This window comes from Bacillus sp. SSR7, from assembly GCF_055902415.1.
In genome coordinates this window covers 88,124-107,109 of record NZ_JBVVXV010000018.1, presented here as the reverse complement: position 1 = coordinate 107,109, position 18,986 = coordinate 88,124, and the positions used below count along the sequence as shown (strand labels likewise).

The following is an 18,986-nucleotide window of genomic DNA, read 5'->3' as shown; positions in this document are numbered from 1 at the left end:
AAATTTAAACTTTATCCCACTTTTTATTTTAATAGTTTTTTCTATTCTAGACGTAAGTTACGTTAAGGAGGAACTAGAAATGAAAAAGTGGGTATTTATTTCTTTTTTTATCGCATGCACAATCTGTGTAGGCGTTTATATATCACCGTTATTTCAAAAAGAAATTGATGTGAAAATCGGCGGGGAAAATAGTGCAGTAAAGAATGAAAATATGAAAAAGGTAGAGGTTACAAAAGAAGAAATTTATAAAGGGGATCTATTATTAGTTAACAAAGATTACCCAGTAAAAAAAGATAGTATTAGGTCTGACATTATAAATGTAAATCATAGCAGTGAATTAGTAAGAGGTTACGTAATATTTGATAGAAATCTTCGTTTATCAAAGGATGTTGTAAAAAAGTTTTTGAACGTTGTCGATGCGGCTGGAAAAGATGGCGTACAACATTTCTTAATGAATAGCGGGTATAGAGATTTTAAAGAGCAAAGTAAATTATATAAAGACATGGGATCGGATTATGCACTCCCAGCAGGATACAGTGAGCATAATTTAGGGTTATCACTAGACGTTGGATCGACGCAAAAGAAAATGGAAAAAGCGCCTGAAGGAAAATGGATTGAAGAGAATGTATGGAAGCACGGCTTTGTTTTACGTTATCCGAAAAATAAAAGTAACATTACAGGCATTCAATATGAGCCGTGGCATATACGTTATGTCGGCTTACCTCATAGTGCGATTATGCAAAAAGAGAAAATTACATTGGAGGAATACTTAGACTTCTTAAAAGAGAAAAAAGAAATTTCAACTGATGTAGAAGGTAAGAAATATAAGGTTTCTTATTACAAAGTTTCTGGGAACATGAAAGTGGATGTTCCGGTGAATAAGCAGTATGACATTTCGGGGAATAATATGGATGGGGTTATTGTGACGGTACAGGAATAAATAAAGAGGTTGTTCCGGTTTGGAGCAACCTTTTCGTATATATAAGAAAGGGATTGATGTTTTTTGTCGGTAAATCGATATTCCTTGTCGAATCGTTGATATATTGTGAGTTACGGTAGATATAATTGAAAAATCGTTGATATATTGCAAGTTACGATAGATATATTCGAAAAATCGTTGATATAATTTCCTGTACTATCAGCCTTTTGAGGAGTATCTTTTATTTTACTCTTAAACATTATAACGTTATATTTACTTCTCCCTTTTTTTGTGTTACGCTAAACGTGTGAAAAACATATAAAATGAAACTTTAATGTAAGCGTATTCTTATGGCTTCTTATAGAAAAGGGTGGAAATACAATGACAGAACGATTCGTACTACGTAATGTGAAACGTGTGAACGGGGAAGAGATTGACATTGTAATTGAAAATAATAAAATCGCACAGGTGACGAAAGCTGGTGCTGGCGAAGGTGGAAAGGTTCTTGATTACTCAGGTACTTACGTATCGAGTGGCTGGATTGATTTGCACGTTCATGCTTTTCCAGAGTTTGATCCGTATGGCGATGAGGTGGACGAAATTGGCGTTAAGCAAGGGGTAACGACAATTGTTGATGCGGGTAGCTGCGGAGCTGATTGCATTGAAGATTTAGTAAAAAGTAGAGAGCAGGCAAAAACGAATTTATTTGCCTTTTTAAATATTTCTCGCATCGGTTTGAAACGAATTGATGAATTATCCAATATGGAATGGATCGATAAAGAGAAAGTAATAGAAGCAGTAGAAAAGTATAAAGATGTAATCGTTGGGTTAAAGGCGAGAATGAGTAAAAGCGTTGTTTGTGATAGTGGAATTGAACCGCTGCATGTAGCGCGCTCTTTATCCCGTGAAACATCATTACCAATTATGGTACATATCGGTTCAGCGCCTCCTCGCATTGAGGAAGTTGTACCTCTTTTAGAAAAAGATGATGTTATTACACATTACTTAAACGGGAAAGAAAATAATTTATTTGATGAAGAAGGCAAACCGCTACCTGTGTTACTAGATGCAGTGAATCGCGGTGTGCATTTAGATGTTGGGCATGGTAATGCTAGTTTTTCTTTTAAAGTAGCAGAGGCAGCAAAGCGTCACGGTATTGCCTTTAATACAATCAGTACAGATATTTACCGGAAGAATCGTGTGCATGGTCCAGTGTATAGTATGGCTCACGTTCTTTCGAAATTCCTTTACTTAGGGTATCCGCTAGAAGAAGTAATTGATGCGGTTACGAAACATGCAGCAGAATGGCTTAAGAAACCAGAGCTTGGCCGTATTCAAGAAGGAGATATTGCAAATTTAACTTTATTTACGGTGAAAGATGAGAAGGTTACGTTAATTGATTCAGAAGGGGATCAGCGCATTGCTGAAAGAAGAATTGATACGAAAGGGGTTGTAATCAATGGGTCATTCATTGAATGCTAAGTACGGATTAAAGAGAGTAATTAATGCGAGCGGTAGAATGAGTATTTTAGGTGTATCCGCTCCGACAGATACAGTTATGGATGCGATGAAACATGGTGGACAAAATTATGTGGAAATTGCTGATTTAGTAGATAAAGCGGGAGACCATATTGCGAGAATTCTAGATTCAGAGGCAGCGGTCGTTGTGAACTCAGCATCGAGCGGAATTGCGCTTTCTATCGCTGGTATCGTTACAGAAGGAAATCGCCGTAAAAGTGAAAGACTTCATCAAGATGTAATCGCGAAAAATGAAGTGATTATGTTAAAAGGTCATAACGTTCAATACGGTGCTCCAGTTGAAACGATGATTTACTTAGGCGGAGGTAAGCTTGTTGAAGTGGGTTACGCAAATGAAGGGAAAGCAGAGCATATTGAAGATGCAATTGGTGAAAATACAGCAGCGATTCTATATGTGAAATCCCATCATGCCGTGCAAAAAAATATGATTTCTGTTGAAGAAGCATGGGAAGTTGCGCAGCGAAATAACATCCCGCTTATCGTCGATGCGGCAGCTGAAGAAGATATTCAAAAATATGTGAAGTATTCAGACCTTGCCATTTATAGCGGTTCAAAGGCAATTGAAGGACCAACTTCTGGTATTGTTGGCGGGAAACGAAAATATATTGAATGGCTGAAAGTACAATTACATTGCATCGGGAGAAGTATGAAAGTTGGGAAAGAGACGACTTTCGGTTTACTGCAAGCGCTTGATGAGTACGGAGTAAAAGAAGATAAGAGCGAGCAAGAAAAAGAGTTGTTACAAGTACTTATGCCGCTAAAAGAATTAAACGGCGTCAATGTAACGATTGTTCAAGATGAAGCAGGAAGAGCAATCTTTAGAGCACGTATTCATATTAATGAAAAAGAATTAAATAAATCAGCAAAAGACGTTGTGACAGCATTACGCGAAGGGGAAATCGCGATTTATACACGTGATTACGGAGTAAGACAAGGATTCTTTGATATCGATCCACGTCCACTTCAAGGTGATGACATACATGTGATTGAAGAAAAATTGAGAGAAATTGTAGGGGGAAACTAAAATGACAAACATTCAAAAACGTTTTTATAAAGGCCGCGTAGCATTAAATGTATTGGCAAACAATATCGAAAATGCAAAAGATATTTTTGAAGCAGCAGAAGGTTATGTAGTAGTAGGTGTATTATCAAAAGATTATCCAACAGTAGAAGAAGCTGTTACAGCGATGAAAGCATACGGAAAAGAAATTGATGACGCTGTATCAATTGGACTAGGCGCAGGAGATAATCGCCAAGCAACAGTTGTAGCTGAAATTGCGAAGCATTATCCTGGTAGCCATATTAACCAAGTGTTCCCTTCAGTTGGAGCGACACGTGCAAATCTTGGTGAAAAAGATAGCTGGATTAATAGTTTAGTATCGCCAACAGGAAAAGTAGGGTACGTAAATATTTCTACTGGTCCAATTAGTGCAGCTGGAGAAGAAAAAGCAATCGTTCCAATTAAAACAGCGATCGCACTTGTACGTGATATGGGTGGAAATTCATTGAAATACTTCCCAATGAAAGGGCTAGCTCATGAAGAAGAATATCGCGCAGTTGCGAAAGCTTGTGCAGAAGAAGGATTCGCATTAGAGCCAACGGGCGGAATCGATAAAGAAAACTTTGAAACAATTGTACGTATTGCGCTAGAGGCAAACGTAGAACAAGTGATTCCGCACGTGTACTCTTCTATTATTGATAAAGAAACTGGTAATACGAAAGTAGAAGATGTTCGTGAATTATTAGCAGTCGTGAAGAAGTTAGTTGATCAACATGCGTAAGAAAATTGCAGCATTCGGTGAAGTAATGATGCGCCTGCAAGTACCAGGATATGAATTGTTATCGCAAGCTAACACATTAAATTATTCCTTTTCTGGTACGGGTGTGAACGTGGCAGCAGCACTTTCTCATCTTGGGCATGAAGGATTTCTTATTTCAACTTTACCGGAAAATTCGGTTGGAGATGCTGCATTATCTTATATTCAAAAGTTAGGTGTGCAAACCTCACTTGTTTCAAGAGGCGGTAAATATGTCGGTATGTACTTTTTAGAAAATGGATTTGGGGCACGTGCAAGCCGCGTTACATATTCGAATCGATTAGAAAGTAGCTTTAATACGGCGTCTGAAGAAATGTATCAATTTGAAGAAATCGCGAAGGAAATTGATATCATTCATTTTTGCGGGATTACACTTGCAATGAATGATACGGTGCGTCATCATATGAAATCTTTAGCGAAAGCAGTAAAAGAAAACGGAGGAACTGTCGTCTTTGATTGTAACTATCGTCCATCTCTTTGGGGAGAAGATGGGTATGAGCAGGCGAAACCACATTATGAAGAAATGCTCGCTCTTGCTGATATCGTTATGATGAATGAAAAAGATGCGATGTTCGTTCTAGGAATGAAAACAGAAGAGACGGAGCGAGAGGCGCAGCTTGTTGATCTTATTCCAAAAGTAGCTGAAACGTATAGTATCGCTACAATTGCTGGTACACATCGCTTTATTAATAGCGATAATACACACTCGCTTCGCGGGTTTATATGTAAAGATGGTACATTCACTTTTGCAAAAACACTTACGTTTTCTGTATATGATAGAATAGGTGCTGGAGATGCTTATACGAGCGGGATTATTCATGGCGAGATAGAAGAGTTTGCACCAGAGAAAGCTGTTTCATTTGCGTCAGCAGCTGGAATGCTTGCACATACAATCGTCGGTGATACGCCAATGTCATCAGAGAAGGATATACTTCGGGCAATGACGGCATCAGTAGGTGATGTAGAAAGGTAGTGGGTGTAACGGTGAACGTAACGAGAAAAAAAGGACCATTATATTTACAAATAAAAAACATTATTCGTGATCGAATATTGCATGGTGTATATGCGATTCATACGAATATTCCTTCCGAACCACAGTTAGAAGAAGAGTTCAAAGTGAGCAAAATTACAGTGCGTAATGCGATTAAAGAACTTGCTCAAGAAGGATATTTGGAAAAGAAAAGCGGTAAAGGAACGAAAGTCATCCGTAACACTTCTGCGACAAAGTTGTCAAAGGGTAAGAAATTTACTGAAGTTTTAGTGGAAGAAGGATATAAAGTACAGAAGAAATTGCTAAAAGCAGAAATCGTTCAGAATGAAGAAGGAACAGTGCCATTTCGATTATTCGGTAAAGAGAGTTTTCGTATTGAACGTTTATATACGTTAAATGATGCACCGTACATTCATTATACGCACTATTTCTCAGCACACATGGCAAGTACAGATTTATCGGACTTTGATTTGCAATCGCTTTACGATTTAGTAGAAGACCGAGGTATACATTTAGAAAACTTCAGAGATGAATTCGCTGTTGGTCTTGCGCCTAGTTTCGTTGCCGAAGCGTTAGGGGAAAAAGAGGGGACAGCGCTATTAAAACGCATGCGCTATTCTTACGATGAAGTTGGAGAAGTAATTGAATATAGCGAAGGCTACTACAATACAGAAATGCAGCATTATGTAGTGAATTATGACGTATAAAAAAGAGGGGATGTTCCCTCTTTTTTTATAAAGTAAGGGGAATGAGAGATGGATATATACTTATTAATCGTCACGTTACTTGCAATTGCGATTGTTATCTTAGGGGTATCATGGTGGAAATGGCATGCATTTATTAGTTTAACAGTTGCGAGTTTATTTTTAGCCATTATGTCTGGACTGAATGTAACGAAGATAGTGGCTGCCTATGAAACTGGTGTTGGTAGTGTACTAGGGCATTTAGTTGGTATTTTAGCTCTCGGAACAATTTTAGGGAAAATGATGTCTGATTCAGGGGCAGGCATGCAAGTTGCAGATTTCTTTATTCGATTTTTCGGCGTAAAAAAATTACCTTGGGCTATGTTATTTGCAGGGTTCGTTATAGGGATTCCAGTCTTTTTTGAAGTAGGGATCGTCATTTTATTACCACTTGTGATTTCCATTCGAAAAACGACGAAGCAAAATATATTATTAATTGCGTTACCTGTTATTGCTGGATTATCTATTGTTCACGGGCTCGTGCCACCACATCCAGGGGCGATGACAGCAATCGGTATTTATAACGCGAACTTAGGAAAGGTGCTTTTATATTCATTACTTATCGCGTTACCAACAGCCATTATCGCAGGACCGATATTTGCAAAGTGGGTACATAAAAGGGTTATACCTGAAAATGAACCAGAGCTTATTCGAGTTACGACTGTCTCAACTGATTTACCGAGTCGTAAAGCTTCATTCTTTATTATTTTATTACCAGTTGTATTGATGATTTTATCGGTCGTTGCACCATATATTTCATTACCGAAAAAGATGACTGAATTTTTCGTATTTATAGGAAGTCCAGTAATTGCTTTACTTATTTCATGTTTCGCAGCATTTTATTTACTTGGAATCAGACAAGGAATTAATAAAAAGATGATTAAAAAATTAACAGACGAAAGTTTATTACCGGTCGGTTCCATTATTTTAATTATCGGTGCTGGTGGTGGATTTAAACAAATATTAATTGAAAGCGGCGTTGGAACGGCGATTGCGCAAATGGCAGAACATATATCGTTATCACCAATTGTATTAGCTTTCATGGTAGCTGGATTAATTCGAATTGCAACAGGTTCAGCGACAGTAGCATTAACGACAGCAGCAGGAATTGTTTCACCAGTTATTCAGCACATGTCTGGTGTGAATTTAGAATTGCTCGTTATAGCAACCGGTGCAGGATCGTTAATGTTTTCTCACGTAAACGATGCAGGATTCTGGCTTGTAAAAGAGTATTTAGGTTTGACGGTGAAGGAAACGTTTAAAACGTGGACGGTACTCGAGACATTGTTATCATTTATTGCATTTGGTTTTGCGCTTTTATTGAATATGTTTATTTAGAAGAGCCGATTTAAACGAATAGAGCACACAGAGAAAATGTAATTTCTCTGTGTGCTTTATTCGTTTTTTTGTGCTTTCTATCGCTCTATTACTTAATGGAACGGACATACTGATCTTCTCCATCGTCTTTGACAAAGACTCCTAGCTCATTCAAATCTTTGCGTAAATGCTTCTTTTTTTTCGAGTTTCCTTCTCGAAGAGCATTTCGTCTTTCATACAAAATAGTATTTATGCTTTTATTAAATCGCTCATCCTCTAATTTCCATAAGCTATACTCTTGTTTATAAGGATCTTGTTCCACCCAGGGGAAGCCGTGCATTACGAAAATATCTTTAATTTTGCTTGGATTAATGTCAGATGTTTCACGTAACCATTCTCGTTCTTCTTGATCAATGATAACCACTTGACGCTTATCTACAAAAACGGCTTTTACATTTGACCTGGTAATTTGCTTCTTTTGATTGTCCTTATTCATGTGAATGCTTTCCGAAGTAATGTTCATTTTTAAAGCTTCACTATAAATAATTAAAGAAAATAAAACTCCTGCAATAACACCAATGAGCATGAGAATAACAGGAAGCCAGAAGGGGTTAATAAAATTTAAAAGTTCTATAATTTTTGAATCAGAAAAGAGAGGAATCTTTTTTATAATCTCTATTAATTTAGGTGAAAAATATCCAATAATGCCTAAAAGGATTGGACTTACTATAGCAAGTAATTTTTCTAAAAAACCTAATCCAATGACAGATACCTTTTTCATTTGTAGTTCATCCTTTCTTAATCTATATTTTTTCAAAATCAGGGCATTTAAACAGTGAGTTTCTTCACCATTTTGATGAGCTCATCCGAGTAATTTTCTATAGATATAGATGAATTTGCCTTTAGCATTCTTTCTTCGATTGCTCCTAAAATAAATGAAGCCAATGTGTCAATTCGGAAAGAGTTAGAAAACACTCCATTTTGTTGACCAGTCTTCAAAATATCTAATAACATCGTTCTAAGAGCATCATCTTCTTCGTCGTCTTCGATTCTGTAATAAGGAACATTCTCTTCATTTCTTGCATTAAAGACAATCTCAATTAAGGCAATATTATTTTTGTAATGAGTTTCTTGATAAGCCAAATGTGCTTCAATAAAAGCCTCTAGTTTGTTTATTTCAGATTGGGCTAATAGTACTCGATTGCTAATAAATTCATGTTGTTTATCAACTAAAAATTGTAAAGTCCGATTCATAAGATAAAGCTTATCGTTAAAATGATAAGAAATAAGTCCAGTGCTAATCTTAGCTTTTTTTGCTACCTTCGTTAAGCTTAAGTTGTTATATCCAACTTCTTCTAATGTATCAATACATGCAAGAATAATTTGTTCACGTCTAGCCTCTGCAATAAAAGAATCAGTCACGCTATTCAACTCCTGATTTTTATAATTTGAATGTATAATCAAAAAATTGATTGGTCGTTCAATTAAATTTTAGTAAGAAATTAGAAGTATGTCAAATGCTTTATGCTTACATCTTGATAAGGGTAATTCGCCTATTGATCAAGCCCAATTCCTAAAACAAGCCCGTTTTTAAGTAAGCCAAGCTTCCGATTCGCCCTGAAAACATAATATAAATGGAATCCCCTCATTTAGAGCAAGGTGAACTTGTTATGAATGATACTAAAGGAGGAATAGAGTAATGAGCGAAAAGTGTGAACACAGACATGATGATTGTAACCGCAGACATGGGTGCGGAGGCGGTTTTGCGCTTCTAATCGTATTGTTTATTTTATTAATTATCATCGGTGCTAGCTGCTTCGGTGGCGGAGGCGGTTGTGGTTATGGCGGTTACGGCGGCTACGGATATGGTGGCTACGGCGGATATTGCTGCTAATTAAAAACTATTGAAAATGGCCTTGTGCAATACGCACAAGGCCATTTTATTCATATTTTGATATGCTGTGATAATTTATTAATGTACAGAGAACGGATTAAGAAGAAGAAAACAATCTCGATAATACCGAAAAAGGTGAGTACGATACATGTCTCTTTTAGTAATGAGAAAGAAAACATGCTTTGTAAAAACTTAACCGCAAATAACGTGTGAACACCAGCAACGATGTAAGGAACGAAAAATAAAATTCCTAACTGAATCGTTGCGGAGCGAAACATTTCTGACTCAGTTAATCCAAGCTTTGTAATCGTAATGTATTTTTGTTTTTCATTCGTTAAGTCATTATACATACGGAAGTATAAAACACTAGCTGCTCCGATAAAGAAAATAAAGCCGAGAAATGCCCAAATAAAGAATTGAGCGACCGCATTTCCTTTACCGTAAATGAGTTCATCCGTAGCCGTATGTATGAAGAAAGGAGCTTGAGCGTTCTCTTCTGTATGCTTTTCGTAGAACGTACGTGCATCACTACTAATAACACGTAACATATTTTTGGTTGGAACTATTGCATTTTCCCAGTTTTCTACGAAGTAGTTGTAGATTACGGTTGTTTCAATATGAGGAATCATATTATCAAATACATAATCTTGTACGACAACTAAATGTGGGAATGCAAAGGATGGTTCGATCCCCTTATTAATAAACCCTTTAATATAAAATTCTTTTTTATTAGACCCGAGTGTAATCGTATTTTGCTTTGCAAATGGATTTGATACAAGATCGAGCAGTTCTGGTGAGTGGCGAGAAATAATATACACTTCTGTAGAATTGATTGTTACTTCCGGTCTTTTCAATTGTTTAGCGATTGCGTTATAATCACTCATCTTCATAAGCATAATGTCTTCTTTTGAAGCTGTATCTTTTAATACTGTAAACTTATATTTTTTGTAAGGAAAATTATTATTTGTAAGTTCAGTTTCAATTGTAGTAATATGCTTTTGTTCAAGGGAATTGTCACCTTCTGACGTATAAGTGAAGGGGACAGGATATCGCTCTAGTACTGATGCTTTCGTATTGTTATTAGCAGCGAATAATCCAATAATAATCGTAAATGCAAGTGCAGATAGCATAGAAACGATAAAGAGTACATTAATATTACTGCGGGTACGAGAAACTAAATCTGAAATCCATAACATGTTTATTTGTTTTAAATAAAACTTTCTACGCTTCTTTAAAATATAGATAAAAAGAAGAAATGTTTGTGAAAAGAATAAATATGTCCCGACTATTACGAGTGGTAAAATAGATAACATAATAAAAAAGACAGATCCATTTTGCACATTTTTTTCCGTTACGTAGCCTCGCGGATAACCAGCGATATAATAGCATAGCCCTAAACAAATTACAGCAAATAGCGAAATGAGTATAGATGGTTTTTTTTCACTCTTCTCTTTGTTAACTCCCTTAATAAGCTGCGTTGTTTTTCGAGTACGAATAAACATCGGTGTAAACGTAGAAACGATTAAAAATAAAATGATAAACGTTACGGTTGTAACGATAATCGCTTCTGTTGGCCAATATAAATAAAGGCCTTTCGAACTTGTTAATTTCGAAGTGACTAATAAGAAAAAGTTAGAAAATACAAGACCACCCTGTATACCGATAAAGATAGATAATATCCCAATTATCATGTTTTCGGTAAATAACAATCTTTTTAATTGTCTCTGTGAGATACCAAGAATAGTGAGTATCCCGAATTGCTGCTTCCGAACATTTAAAAATGTTCCAATTGAATATAACAGAAAGAAGAACGAGAACATAACGATCACAAGCTGTGCTGTACTAGCTAAGTTCATTAGAGGATCCCGATCTTGAAAGCCTTGTACACTTTGTAAGCGTGGATGATACGCGTATACAGTAAATGAAAAGAAAACCATGATAGAGAACGCACTACTTACAAAATAAGCGAAATATGCTTTCGAATTACGCGAGACATTTTTAAATGCGAATTGCCAAAATGTCATCCACGTCTTCCTCCTAATAATGCTAGAACATCTAATATTTCTTGATAAAATTTCTCTCGGTATAGCCCGCGGTGTAGTTCATTGTAAAGTTCGCCATCTTTAATGAAAATGACGCGGTTGCAATAACTTGCTGCAAACGGATCGTGCGTAACCATTAAAATCGTTGCATCTTCTTCTTTGTTTAATTTCGTAAATAGCTCCATTACGTCAATTGCCGCTTTTGAATCTAAGTTTCCTGTCGGTTCATCGGCAAGTAGAAGGGAAGGATGATGAATAACAGCACGTGCTACTGCGGTACGCTGTGCTTGTCCTCCTGACACTTCAAAGATACGCTTGTCTAAAATATGATCAATTCCAAGCTTTTTTGAAATGTTATCAAGCTTTTCATCCATTTCTTTTAAAGGAACATTATCTAATGTTAAAGGTAGTACGATATTTTCACCGATTGTTAGTGTATCTAGTAGGTTAAAGTTTTGGAAAACAAATCCTAACTCTTGGCGGCGGAAAATAGCTAACTTCTCTCTACGAAATGTGTGCGGTTTTTTTCCGTTAATCACGACATCACCAGCAGTCGGAGAATCAATGGTAGAGATAACGTTTAAAAACGTAGATTTACCGCTACCAGATGGTCCCATGATCGCAACGAATTCACCTTTATCTACATGTAAATTTATATTTTTTAAAGCAGTATGAGGGACTTTTCCTTCATACACTTTTGAGACATTTTTTATGTGTAATACTTCTTCCATAATAATCACCTTTCTAATTTTAAAACTTAATGTGTTGTGATAATTTTTGCATATAGAAGGAACGAATTAAAAGGAAAAATAAAATTTCAACTGTTCCAAAAATCATCAGTACGACTGTAATCTCAGCGAAGAACGAGAGATGTAAAATTTCTTGTAGCATCTTTGTCGCAAACATCGTATGGATCGATGCCATAATGTATGGAACAAAGAATAAAATAGCAAGTTGAATTGTAGCAGATCGTTTCATTTCGGCTTCTGTTAAACCAATTTTTGTAATCGTTACATACTTTTCTTGCTCATTTGTTAAATCTGTATACATTCGGAAGTAAAGAACACTGCCAGCACCGATAAAGAAAATAACTCCTAGGAAAGTACCAATTAAGAAGAACGAAGCGACATTTAGTTTTGTTTTATATAGAGAATCACTCGCTTCACTTGCGTGGAAAGGAGGATGCTCTGCTTTGATCGCTTCACTTTCATTATAAATTTTTGTTGTAAATGCCGCACCGATGTTATGTGCTTTTTCCCAATCGTACACTTTAAAGCTATATACACTCATTTGTTTTGAAATGGTGGATAATGCTTCTACATTTTCATCAGATAGTATGAGCAATTGGTATATTAAGCGATTTGGGAATGGATTATAACTTTTATATTCTTTCACTTGTAGTTGTAAATTGTTTTGAGTAAGTGTAAGAGTATTTTTTTTGTCTTTATTATGAAGCGTTCCAATAACTTGATCATCTAAGTCTGTCATAAGAATATAAGATTCATTCTTATTTACCGTGAGCGTTTCCCAATTTAAAGCCTTAGCAAGTACATTATAGTCACTTTGTTTAATGGCGTAATAGAGCTGCGTGTTATCTTCAGATGAAGATACTTCATATATATCTGTTTTAAATTTTGTATAAGTAAAGTGCTCTTCAATAAATTTTTGTTCTAACCAGTTTAAATGTTCATCCGCTAACGTATTTTCAGTATGAGATAAATAAGTAAACGGGAAAGGATTTTTCCTAATTTCATCAAACTTTGTAAACTTCCCGAATCCATATAAGAAGGTAATCATTGTAAAAGCGAGAGTCGATAGCATTGCTACAATAAAGAGCATGTTAATGTTTGTCCGAATACGCGCTGCTAAATCAGAAATCCAAAGCATATTAATACGTTTCATATAAAATTTTCTTCGCGTCTTTAATATACGAATGAGCAAGAAGCTAATCTGTGAAAAGAAAAAATATGTCCCAGCTGAAATAAGCGATGGAATGACAAATATACTAGAGACGGCATATAAAAGCCCAATGATGTCACCTAACGACATAAAATACAGTGGATTGGCTGCTAATACATATCCAGTTATTAAGCATGTCGCACCGAATAGAGAGATGAGCACGGATGCTTTTCTTTCTTTTTGCTGTTTTCCTTCTTTTAAAAGTCGTACCGCTTTTCTTGTACGAATGAGCATCGGTGTAAAAGACGATACGAGAATAAAGAGACCGAGAAAGATTACTATTGTTAAAATGATAGCACCTGTAGGCCAATATAAATATAGACCTGGTACATGCGTAATTTTTGCGGTAACTAATAAAAAGAACTGTGAAAAGACAAGTCCTAATTGAATACCAAAAAATATAGAAAGAATACCGATTAACATGTTTTCTAAAAAAATAAGTCGTTTTAGTTGTTTTTGAGATATACCAAGTACAGTTAAAATCCCGAACTGTTTTTTTCGTACTTTTAAGAAAGTACCGATCGAATATAGTAAAAAGAAAAATGAAAAGAACACAATGACAACCTCTGAAATTGTCATTAGTATGTTCAGAGCATAATTAATGTCTGTCATATGCAATTTCGGATGAAATAAATAAACTGCAAATGAGAAAAAAATTGCGATAGAGAACGCACTGCTTACAAAATAGGCGAAATAAGCTCTGGCGTTCCTTGTGACGTTTTTAAATGCAAACTGCCAAAATGTCATTCACCTAGACCTCCTAGTAGGATGAAGACGAAAAGGATATAAGAGATATCCTTTTCCCCTATTAAATACATTCATAAAATTTAACCATTCGTATACTCTGATAACTTTTGCATGTAAAAAGAACGAATGAATAAGAAAAAGACGATTTCAACTACGCCAAAAATAATAAGAACAGCTGAAATTTCTTTGAATAGTGATAGATCAATTACATCTTGGAGCATTTTTGTTGCAAACATTGTATGAATGGATGCCATAACATATGGAATGAAAAATAAAATGCTAAGCTGAATAGTAGCAGATCGTTTCATCTCTTTATCTGTTACACCAATCTTAGAAATCGTTATATATTTCTCTTGTTCGTTCGTTAAATCTGTATACATTCTAAAATAAAGAACGCTACCGGCTCCAATGAAGAAAATAACACCTAAAAATGTTCCGATTAGAAAGTATGCAGCACTACCAGATGTGATTCTGTATAATGAACCTGCTGATTCATAGGAGCGTATAAGAGGGCCTTCGTATTGGAATTCCTGTCGATCTCTTTGTATTTTTTTCATAAAATCATCAGCAATTTCATAAGTCTTTTCCCAATTTTGTACGTTATAATTGTACGCTGTTACGTGCTTTGTTGTATTTGGTAAGTTGTTTACAACAGAGTCAGGTAAAATTAAAGTTTGGTATGAAAAGTTAGATGGAATGGCCCCTGCTTGTTCATAGCCTTTTACTTGTAATTGCGTATTTGTGCTAGAAAGTGTAATAGACTTTCTATTGTAGCTTGGCTCAAATTCGCTGAATAAGGTTATATAAGCGTTACCTGTTAAGATGTATACTTCATTTTCGTTCATGAATAGTTGTTTCATTCGCAGGGAAGCTGCGAGTTTATTATAGTCACTTTGTTTTATTGCATATATGTCATTATAAGCTGTTATACCTTCATCTTCTTTCAATGGTGTTTCATATAAATCAGCCTTTATTTTTTTATAAGAGAAATTCTCTTTTTGTAATTGTTGTTCAAGCCAATTTAAATGATTGTCCACAAAAGGATTTGCTTCATAAGAAAAATAAGAGAATGGAAACGGTGAACTTCGCGTAACCTCTAGCTTTGTAAACTTTCCGACCCCATATAGGAACGTAATCATTGTGAAAGCGATTGTAGATAGCATCGCTACAATAAACAACATATTAATATTCGTTCGGATGCGGCTTGCTAAATCCGAAATCCACAGCATATTAATTCGTTTCATATAAAACTTTCTTCTTTGCTTTAAAATATAAATAAGTAAGAAACTAATTTGAGAAAAGAAAAAATATGTCCCAACTGTCACAAGTGATGGGATCACAAAAATACTTGAAACCATATATATAACGCCTACTTGCGGGTTTATTGAGAAGAAATATTTAGGATTTGCAGCTAAAATATAACCACCTAATAAACAAATCGCACCAAATAGAGAGATGAATATGGATGGTTTTCTTTCTTTTTGTTTCCCACTATTATTCGTTTTTAAAAGGTTTACCGCCCTTTTCGTACGAATCAGCATTGGTGTAAATGAAGATACGGCGATAAAGAGACTCAGAAATACAATTGTTGTTAAAATAAAAGCATTCGTTGGCCAATATAAATATAGTCCTGGTAGATATGTAATTTTCGCTGTTACTAATAAGAAAAATTGCGAAAAGACAAGTCCAAACTGCATGCCGAAAAAGATAGATAAAATACCAATTAACATATTTTCAGTGAAAATGAGTCGATGTAATTGCTTTTTTGATATACCTAAAACGGTTAACACACCAAATTGCTTTTTCCGAACTTTTAAAAACGATCCGATTGAATAAAGTAGAAAGAAGAACGAGAACAAGACAATGATAACTTCTGAAAAAATCATTAATCCTGAAATTTCTGAGATCATACTGAAATTTTGTAATTTAGGATGAAATAAATAAACAGCAAACGAAAAGAAAACAGCAATGGAAAAAGAACTGCTTACGAAATAAGCAAAATAAGCTCTGGAATTACGTGTTACATTTTTAAAGGCAAACTGCCAAAATGTCATAATACGTACCTCCCGCTAGAAGACAAATATGTAGTTTTATTGCAAAAAATGTATGAGAGTAAGTTCTCATACATTTTGCTAGCATATGTCACGATCATGCTTCGGTCACCTTCTCCGTATGTTCTGCTTGATTATTTGCAGCGTTGTGGAAGATGATTTTAATCGTCGTTCCTTTCCCAACTTCAGAATCTAGTTTGACAGAGTGACCTAAATAATCACAAATTTTACTTACAATATAAAGTCCCATACCAGTAGATTCTCCGAATGTACGACCGTTTTTCCCAGTGTAAAACGGTTCGAATACTCTTCGAATATCTTCTTGCGGAATACCAACACCTTCATCACGAACTTCTAAAATAATATCTTTTCCGTTTCGGTAAGCGGATAAGAATACTTTCTTTCCGCGCTCACCAGAGTAACGAACAGCATTTGTCATTAACTGATAGATGATAAATTTTAGCCATTTCGCATCAGAAGCAACTTTTAAATCAGAATGAACTTCTAAAACAGGGAAGACACCATTACGAATGAATAGTTCTTTTAATCCGTTAATATTTTTTGTTACCGTATCTTTTAATGAAATCGTCTCGACATGGAAATCTTCATGGAAGTTATTTAACCTAGCCATGTATAAAGCCATATCAAGCCCTTGGTTTAGACGCTCTAATTCTTTTTTAAACTTTGGAATTAAATGTTCGTCTTCCATTTCTAGCACCATAAGCTGCATAACAGAAACAGGTGTCTTCATTTGATGTACCCAATGGTTAATGAATAATTGATGTTCTTGTTGTTTTACTTCATACGATTGTAGTTCTTTTTGGAAGAGGCGGTACTGCGTACGCACGAGTTCATTGACACCGTGAGGCATTGGAGCAGTCGCTCTTTCAATAAACGCATCTTCCATTTTTTCTGGTTGCTCACTTAATCTATGGTACATTCTACGATTGCGGACGTAACGGTAAGCGAGGAAACAAATAAATAAGTATAAACTTAAAACGACGAAGTAAAATTTATTATTTTGAAATCCATCTACTGCATCATAAAGAACGAAAATGATACCGAAGTTTAATACGTACAGTAGAAAAAATGCAAAATGATCACGTAAAAATAGCTTCATGCTTATTCACTCCAAGTTGCGTTAAAGCGATATCCAAGTCCACGTACTGTTTCAATAGAGTTCTCAATGCCAAGCTCATTAAACTTTTTACGAAGACGCGTAATGTTTACGTTTAATGTATTTTCCTCAACGAAACTTTCGTCATCCCAAAGCGCAGCTAATAAATCTTCACGGCTCGCTGTACGAGGGAATTTAGATAATAACATTTCTGCTAAAATTGCCTCTTTCTTCGTTAAAAGAACTTGTTCAGATCCAAAATGAATTTCTGGACGTTCAGGGAATAGTTTTAAACCTTCTACTTCAACGATACGTTCAGAAATATTTGGTGCATAATCACCGTAAATACGACGTAATTGTCCTTTAATTTTTGCCATTACAACGTCGTAGTGGAATGGTTTTGTAATGTAATCATCCGCACCGCTTTCAATCGCCATAATTTGTTCCATCTCACCAGCACGAGCTGAAATGAAAATAATTGGACAAGTAGATTCATGACGGATTTGGCGGCACCAGTAGAACCCATCGAATTTCGGTAAGTTTACATCAAGTAAAACAAGATGTGGTTTCACAGCGTTAAACGATTCCATAATATCATCGAAATTCTCTGCAACAACAGCTTCATAGCCATATTTTTGAATGTGAGATTGTAGTAATGATGAAATATTTGGATCGTCTTCAACGATTAAAATTTTATACATATGTATATTCCTCCTAAAAAAACAATTGTAGATATAGTGTATCATGTGTTTCAAGTCTTTTCATTAAGTTGAAAGATAAGCTAGTAAACAGTATAGGTCAAAAGCGGAGAAAGTAAAAAGGGCTTCGTATATAATTGACAATTAACTGAAATCATTTTAACATTTAGATAAATATCTAAATGTCTAATTAGTGAAAGGAAGAAAGACATTGAATCAAGCATTCAAAGCGTTAGCAGATCCAACAAGGCGAAAAATTTTAGACTTATTAAAAGAAGGTGATTTAACCGCTGGAGAAATTGCTGAACATTTCAATATGACAAAACCAAGTATTTCACACCACTTAAACGCACTTAAAAATGCTGAACTTATTCAAGATGAAAAGAAAGGGCAATTCGTTATGTACTCTTTAAATACAACTGTCTTTCAAGATTTGTTGACTTGGGTGTTTACGTTTACGAATAAGGGGGAAGAGAGCAAATGAAAAAGCATCTTGTCGCAATTATATTGATTCTTATAACTGGTTTAGCTTGGGCATATGCATGGCCGAATTTGCCTGATACAATGGCAGTTCATTGGGGAATGGAAGGTGTAAATGGTTATGCTTCCAAATTTAATGCAATGTTGTTGCTACTTGGGATTATGATTTTTACTTACGTTTTATTAACAATTACCCCAAAGATTGATCCTAAGAAAAAGAATTATGATAAGTTTTCTAAAGGTTATATGATAATAAACTATAGCGTAGTAGTATTATTATTTTTAGTTAATATGCTTGTAATTGGAGTGGGGTTAGGCTATGACATTCCAATGAATAGTACACCGCTTATTCTTGTTGGTCTTTTATTTATAGTCATCGGAAACTATTTACCACAATGTAAACCAAATTACTTTGTAGGTATAAAAACACCGTGGACGTTAAGCAACGAAGAAGTATGGAGAAAAACGCACCGTTTTAGCGGAAAGGTGTTTGTTGTATTAGGAATTATTATGATTTTAAGTGTTTTTGTACCAGTAACGTGGAAATCTTTCATAATGGTTGGAATTATTATTGGTGCAGTAGGATTAACGATGGGATATTCCTATGTCGCTTATAAAAAAGAACTAAAAATGTAAGACAAAGCTGCTTTTCCTTTTAAGGAAAAGCAGCTT

The 18,986-nt window shown here is 35.3% G+C and carries 18 protein-coding genes; 10 read left to right on the top strand and 8 right to left on the bottom strand.

Going from position 1 to position 18,986, the window contains the following annotated elements; translation table 11 throughout:
- Positions 1-79 precede the first annotated feature (79 nt).
- The 7 genes from AC0NJG_RS24640 to gntP all read left to right on the top strand — a co-directional run bounded on the left by AC0NJG_RS24640 (position 80) and on the right by gntP (position 7,347).
- The gene (locus AC0NJG_RS24640) at positions 80-940 is read left to right on the top strand and encodes a M15 family metallopeptidase (protein ID WP_087953103.1); all 861 of its coding nucleotides are present in this window, start codon (positions 80-82) and stop codon (positions 938-940) included.
- A 360-nt stretch (positions 941-1,300) separates the two neighbouring features.
- Entirely contained in the window at positions 1,301-2,401 is a 1,101-nt protein-coding gene (locus AC0NJG_RS24635) for an amidohydrolase/deacetylase family metallohydrolase (protein WP_474063555.1), read from the top strand.
- A complete protein-coding gene (locus tag AC0NJG_RS24630) occupies positions 2,379-3,482 on the top strand; it encodes a DgaE family pyridoxal phosphate-dependent ammonia lyase (protein WP_088327190.1) in 1,104 nt (367 codons plus the stop codon). The genes AC0NJG_RS24635 and AC0NJG_RS24630 overlap by 23 nt, the downstream gene beginning before the upstream one ends.
- A gap of 1 nt (position 3,483) precedes the next feature.
- On the top strand, positions 3,484-4,239 hold the full coding sequence (gene dagF, locus AC0NJG_RS24625; protein WP_173601175.1) for a 2-dehydro-3-deoxy-phosphogluconate aldolase: 756 nt from the start codon (positions 3,484-3,486) through the stop codon (positions 4,237-4,239).
- Positions 4,232-5,248 (top strand): sugar kinase, encoded by a 1,017-nt coding sequence (locus tag AC0NJG_RS24620; RefSeq protein WP_088327186.1) that lies wholly within the window; start codon positions 4,232-4,234, stop codon positions 5,246-5,248. The genes dagF and AC0NJG_RS24620 overlap by 8 nt, the downstream gene beginning before the upstream one ends.
- A complete protein-coding gene (locus AC0NJG_RS24615; RefSeq protein ID WP_000539279.1) occupies positions 5,248-5,973 on the top strand; it encodes a GntR family transcriptional regulator in 726 nt (241 codons plus the stop codon). Before AC0NJG_RS24620 ends, AC0NJG_RS24615 begins: the two co-directional genes overlap by 1 nt.
- Positions 5,974-6,021: 48 nt before the next feature.
- The gene (gene gntP / locus AC0NJG_RS24610) at positions 6,022-7,347 is read left to right on the top strand and encodes a gluconate permease GntP (RefSeq protein ID WP_088327184.1); all 1,326 of its coding nucleotides are present in this window, start codon (positions 6,022-6,024) and stop codon (positions 7,345-7,347) included.
- 88 nt (positions 7,348-7,435) lie between these two features.
- Here the strand turns inward: gntP and AC0NJG_RS24605 are convergent, their stop codons facing one another.
- A complete protein-coding gene (locus tag AC0NJG_RS24605) occupies positions 7,436-8,107 on the bottom strand; it encodes a YqeB family protein (protein WP_474063554.1) in 672 nt (223 codons plus the stop codon).
- Positions 8,108-8,154: 47 nt separating this feature from the next.
- Positions 8,155-8,748 (bottom strand): TetR/AcrR family transcriptional regulator, encoded by a 594-nt coding sequence (locus tag AC0NJG_RS24600; RefSeq protein WP_071722093.1) that lies wholly within the window; start codon positions 8,746-8,748, stop codon positions 8,155-8,157.
- A gap of 277 nt (positions 8,749-9,025) precedes the next feature.
- On the opposite strand from AC0NJG_RS24600, the gene AC0NJG_RS24595 reads away from it, so the two are divergent.
- Positions 9,026-9,220 carry a YjcZ family sporulation protein gene (locus AC0NJG_RS24595; RefSeq protein WP_001290395.1) on the top strand — a complete coding sequence of 65 codons (195 nt, stop codon included), beginning with the start codon at positions 9,026-9,028 and terminating at the stop codon, positions 9,218-9,220.
- A gap of 50 nt (positions 9,221-9,270) precedes the next feature.
- On the opposite strand, the gene AC0NJG_RS24590 is transcribed toward AC0NJG_RS24595, so the two are convergent.
- The 6 genes from AC0NJG_RS24590 to AC0NJG_RS24565 form a co-directional block, all read right to left on the bottom strand.
- Entirely contained in the window at positions 9,271-11,244 is a 1,974-nt protein-coding gene (locus AC0NJG_RS24590; RefSeq protein ID WP_087994065.1) for an FtsX-like permease family protein, read from the bottom strand.
- Positions 11,241-11,993 (bottom strand): ABC transporter ATP-binding protein, encoded by a 753-nt coding sequence (locus AC0NJG_RS24585; protein WP_000393244.1) that lies wholly within the window; start codon positions 11,991-11,993, stop codon positions 11,241-11,243. Before AC0NJG_RS24585 ends, AC0NJG_RS24590 begins: the two co-directional genes overlap by 4 nt.
- A gap of 19 nt (positions 11,994-12,012) precedes the next feature.
- A complete protein-coding gene (locus AC0NJG_RS24580) occupies positions 12,013-13,968 on the bottom strand; it encodes an ABC transporter permease (RefSeq protein ID WP_087994066.1) in 1,956 nt (651 codons plus the stop codon).
- Between the two features lie 80 nt (positions 13,969-14,048).
- Positions 14,049-16,022: an FtsX-like permease family protein gene (locus AC0NJG_RS24575; protein ID WP_474063553.1), complete on the bottom strand. Its 1,974-nt coding sequence runs from the start codon at positions 16,020-16,022 to the stop codon at positions 14,049-14,051.
- A 94-nt stretch (positions 16,023-16,116) separates the two neighbouring features.
- Positions 16,117-17,139 (bottom strand): sensor histidine kinase, encoded by a 1,023-nt coding sequence (locus AC0NJG_RS24570; protein WP_000765345.1) that lies wholly within the window; start codon positions 17,137-17,139, stop codon positions 16,117-16,119.
- A gap of 2 nt (positions 17,140-17,141) precedes the next feature.
- Positions 17,142-17,837, bottom strand: coding sequence for a response regulator transcription factor (locus AC0NJG_RS24565; protein WP_000276738.1), 696 nt, complete (start codon positions 17,835-17,837; stop codon positions 17,142-17,144).
- A gap of 208 nt (positions 17,838-18,045) precedes the next feature.
- On the opposite strand from AC0NJG_RS24565, the gene AC0NJG_RS24560 reads away from it, so the two are divergent.
- Entirely contained in the window at positions 18,046-18,318 is a 273-nt protein-coding gene (locus AC0NJG_RS24560) for an autorepressor SdpR family transcription factor (protein WP_087953094.1), read from the top strand.
- A complete protein-coding gene (locus AC0NJG_RS24555) occupies positions 18,315-18,950 on the top strand; it encodes an SdpI family protein (RefSeq protein WP_029440261.1) in 636 nt (211 codons plus the stop codon). Before AC0NJG_RS24560 ends, AC0NJG_RS24555 begins: the two co-directional genes overlap by 4 nt.
- Positions 18,951-18,986: the final 36 nt, after the last annotated feature.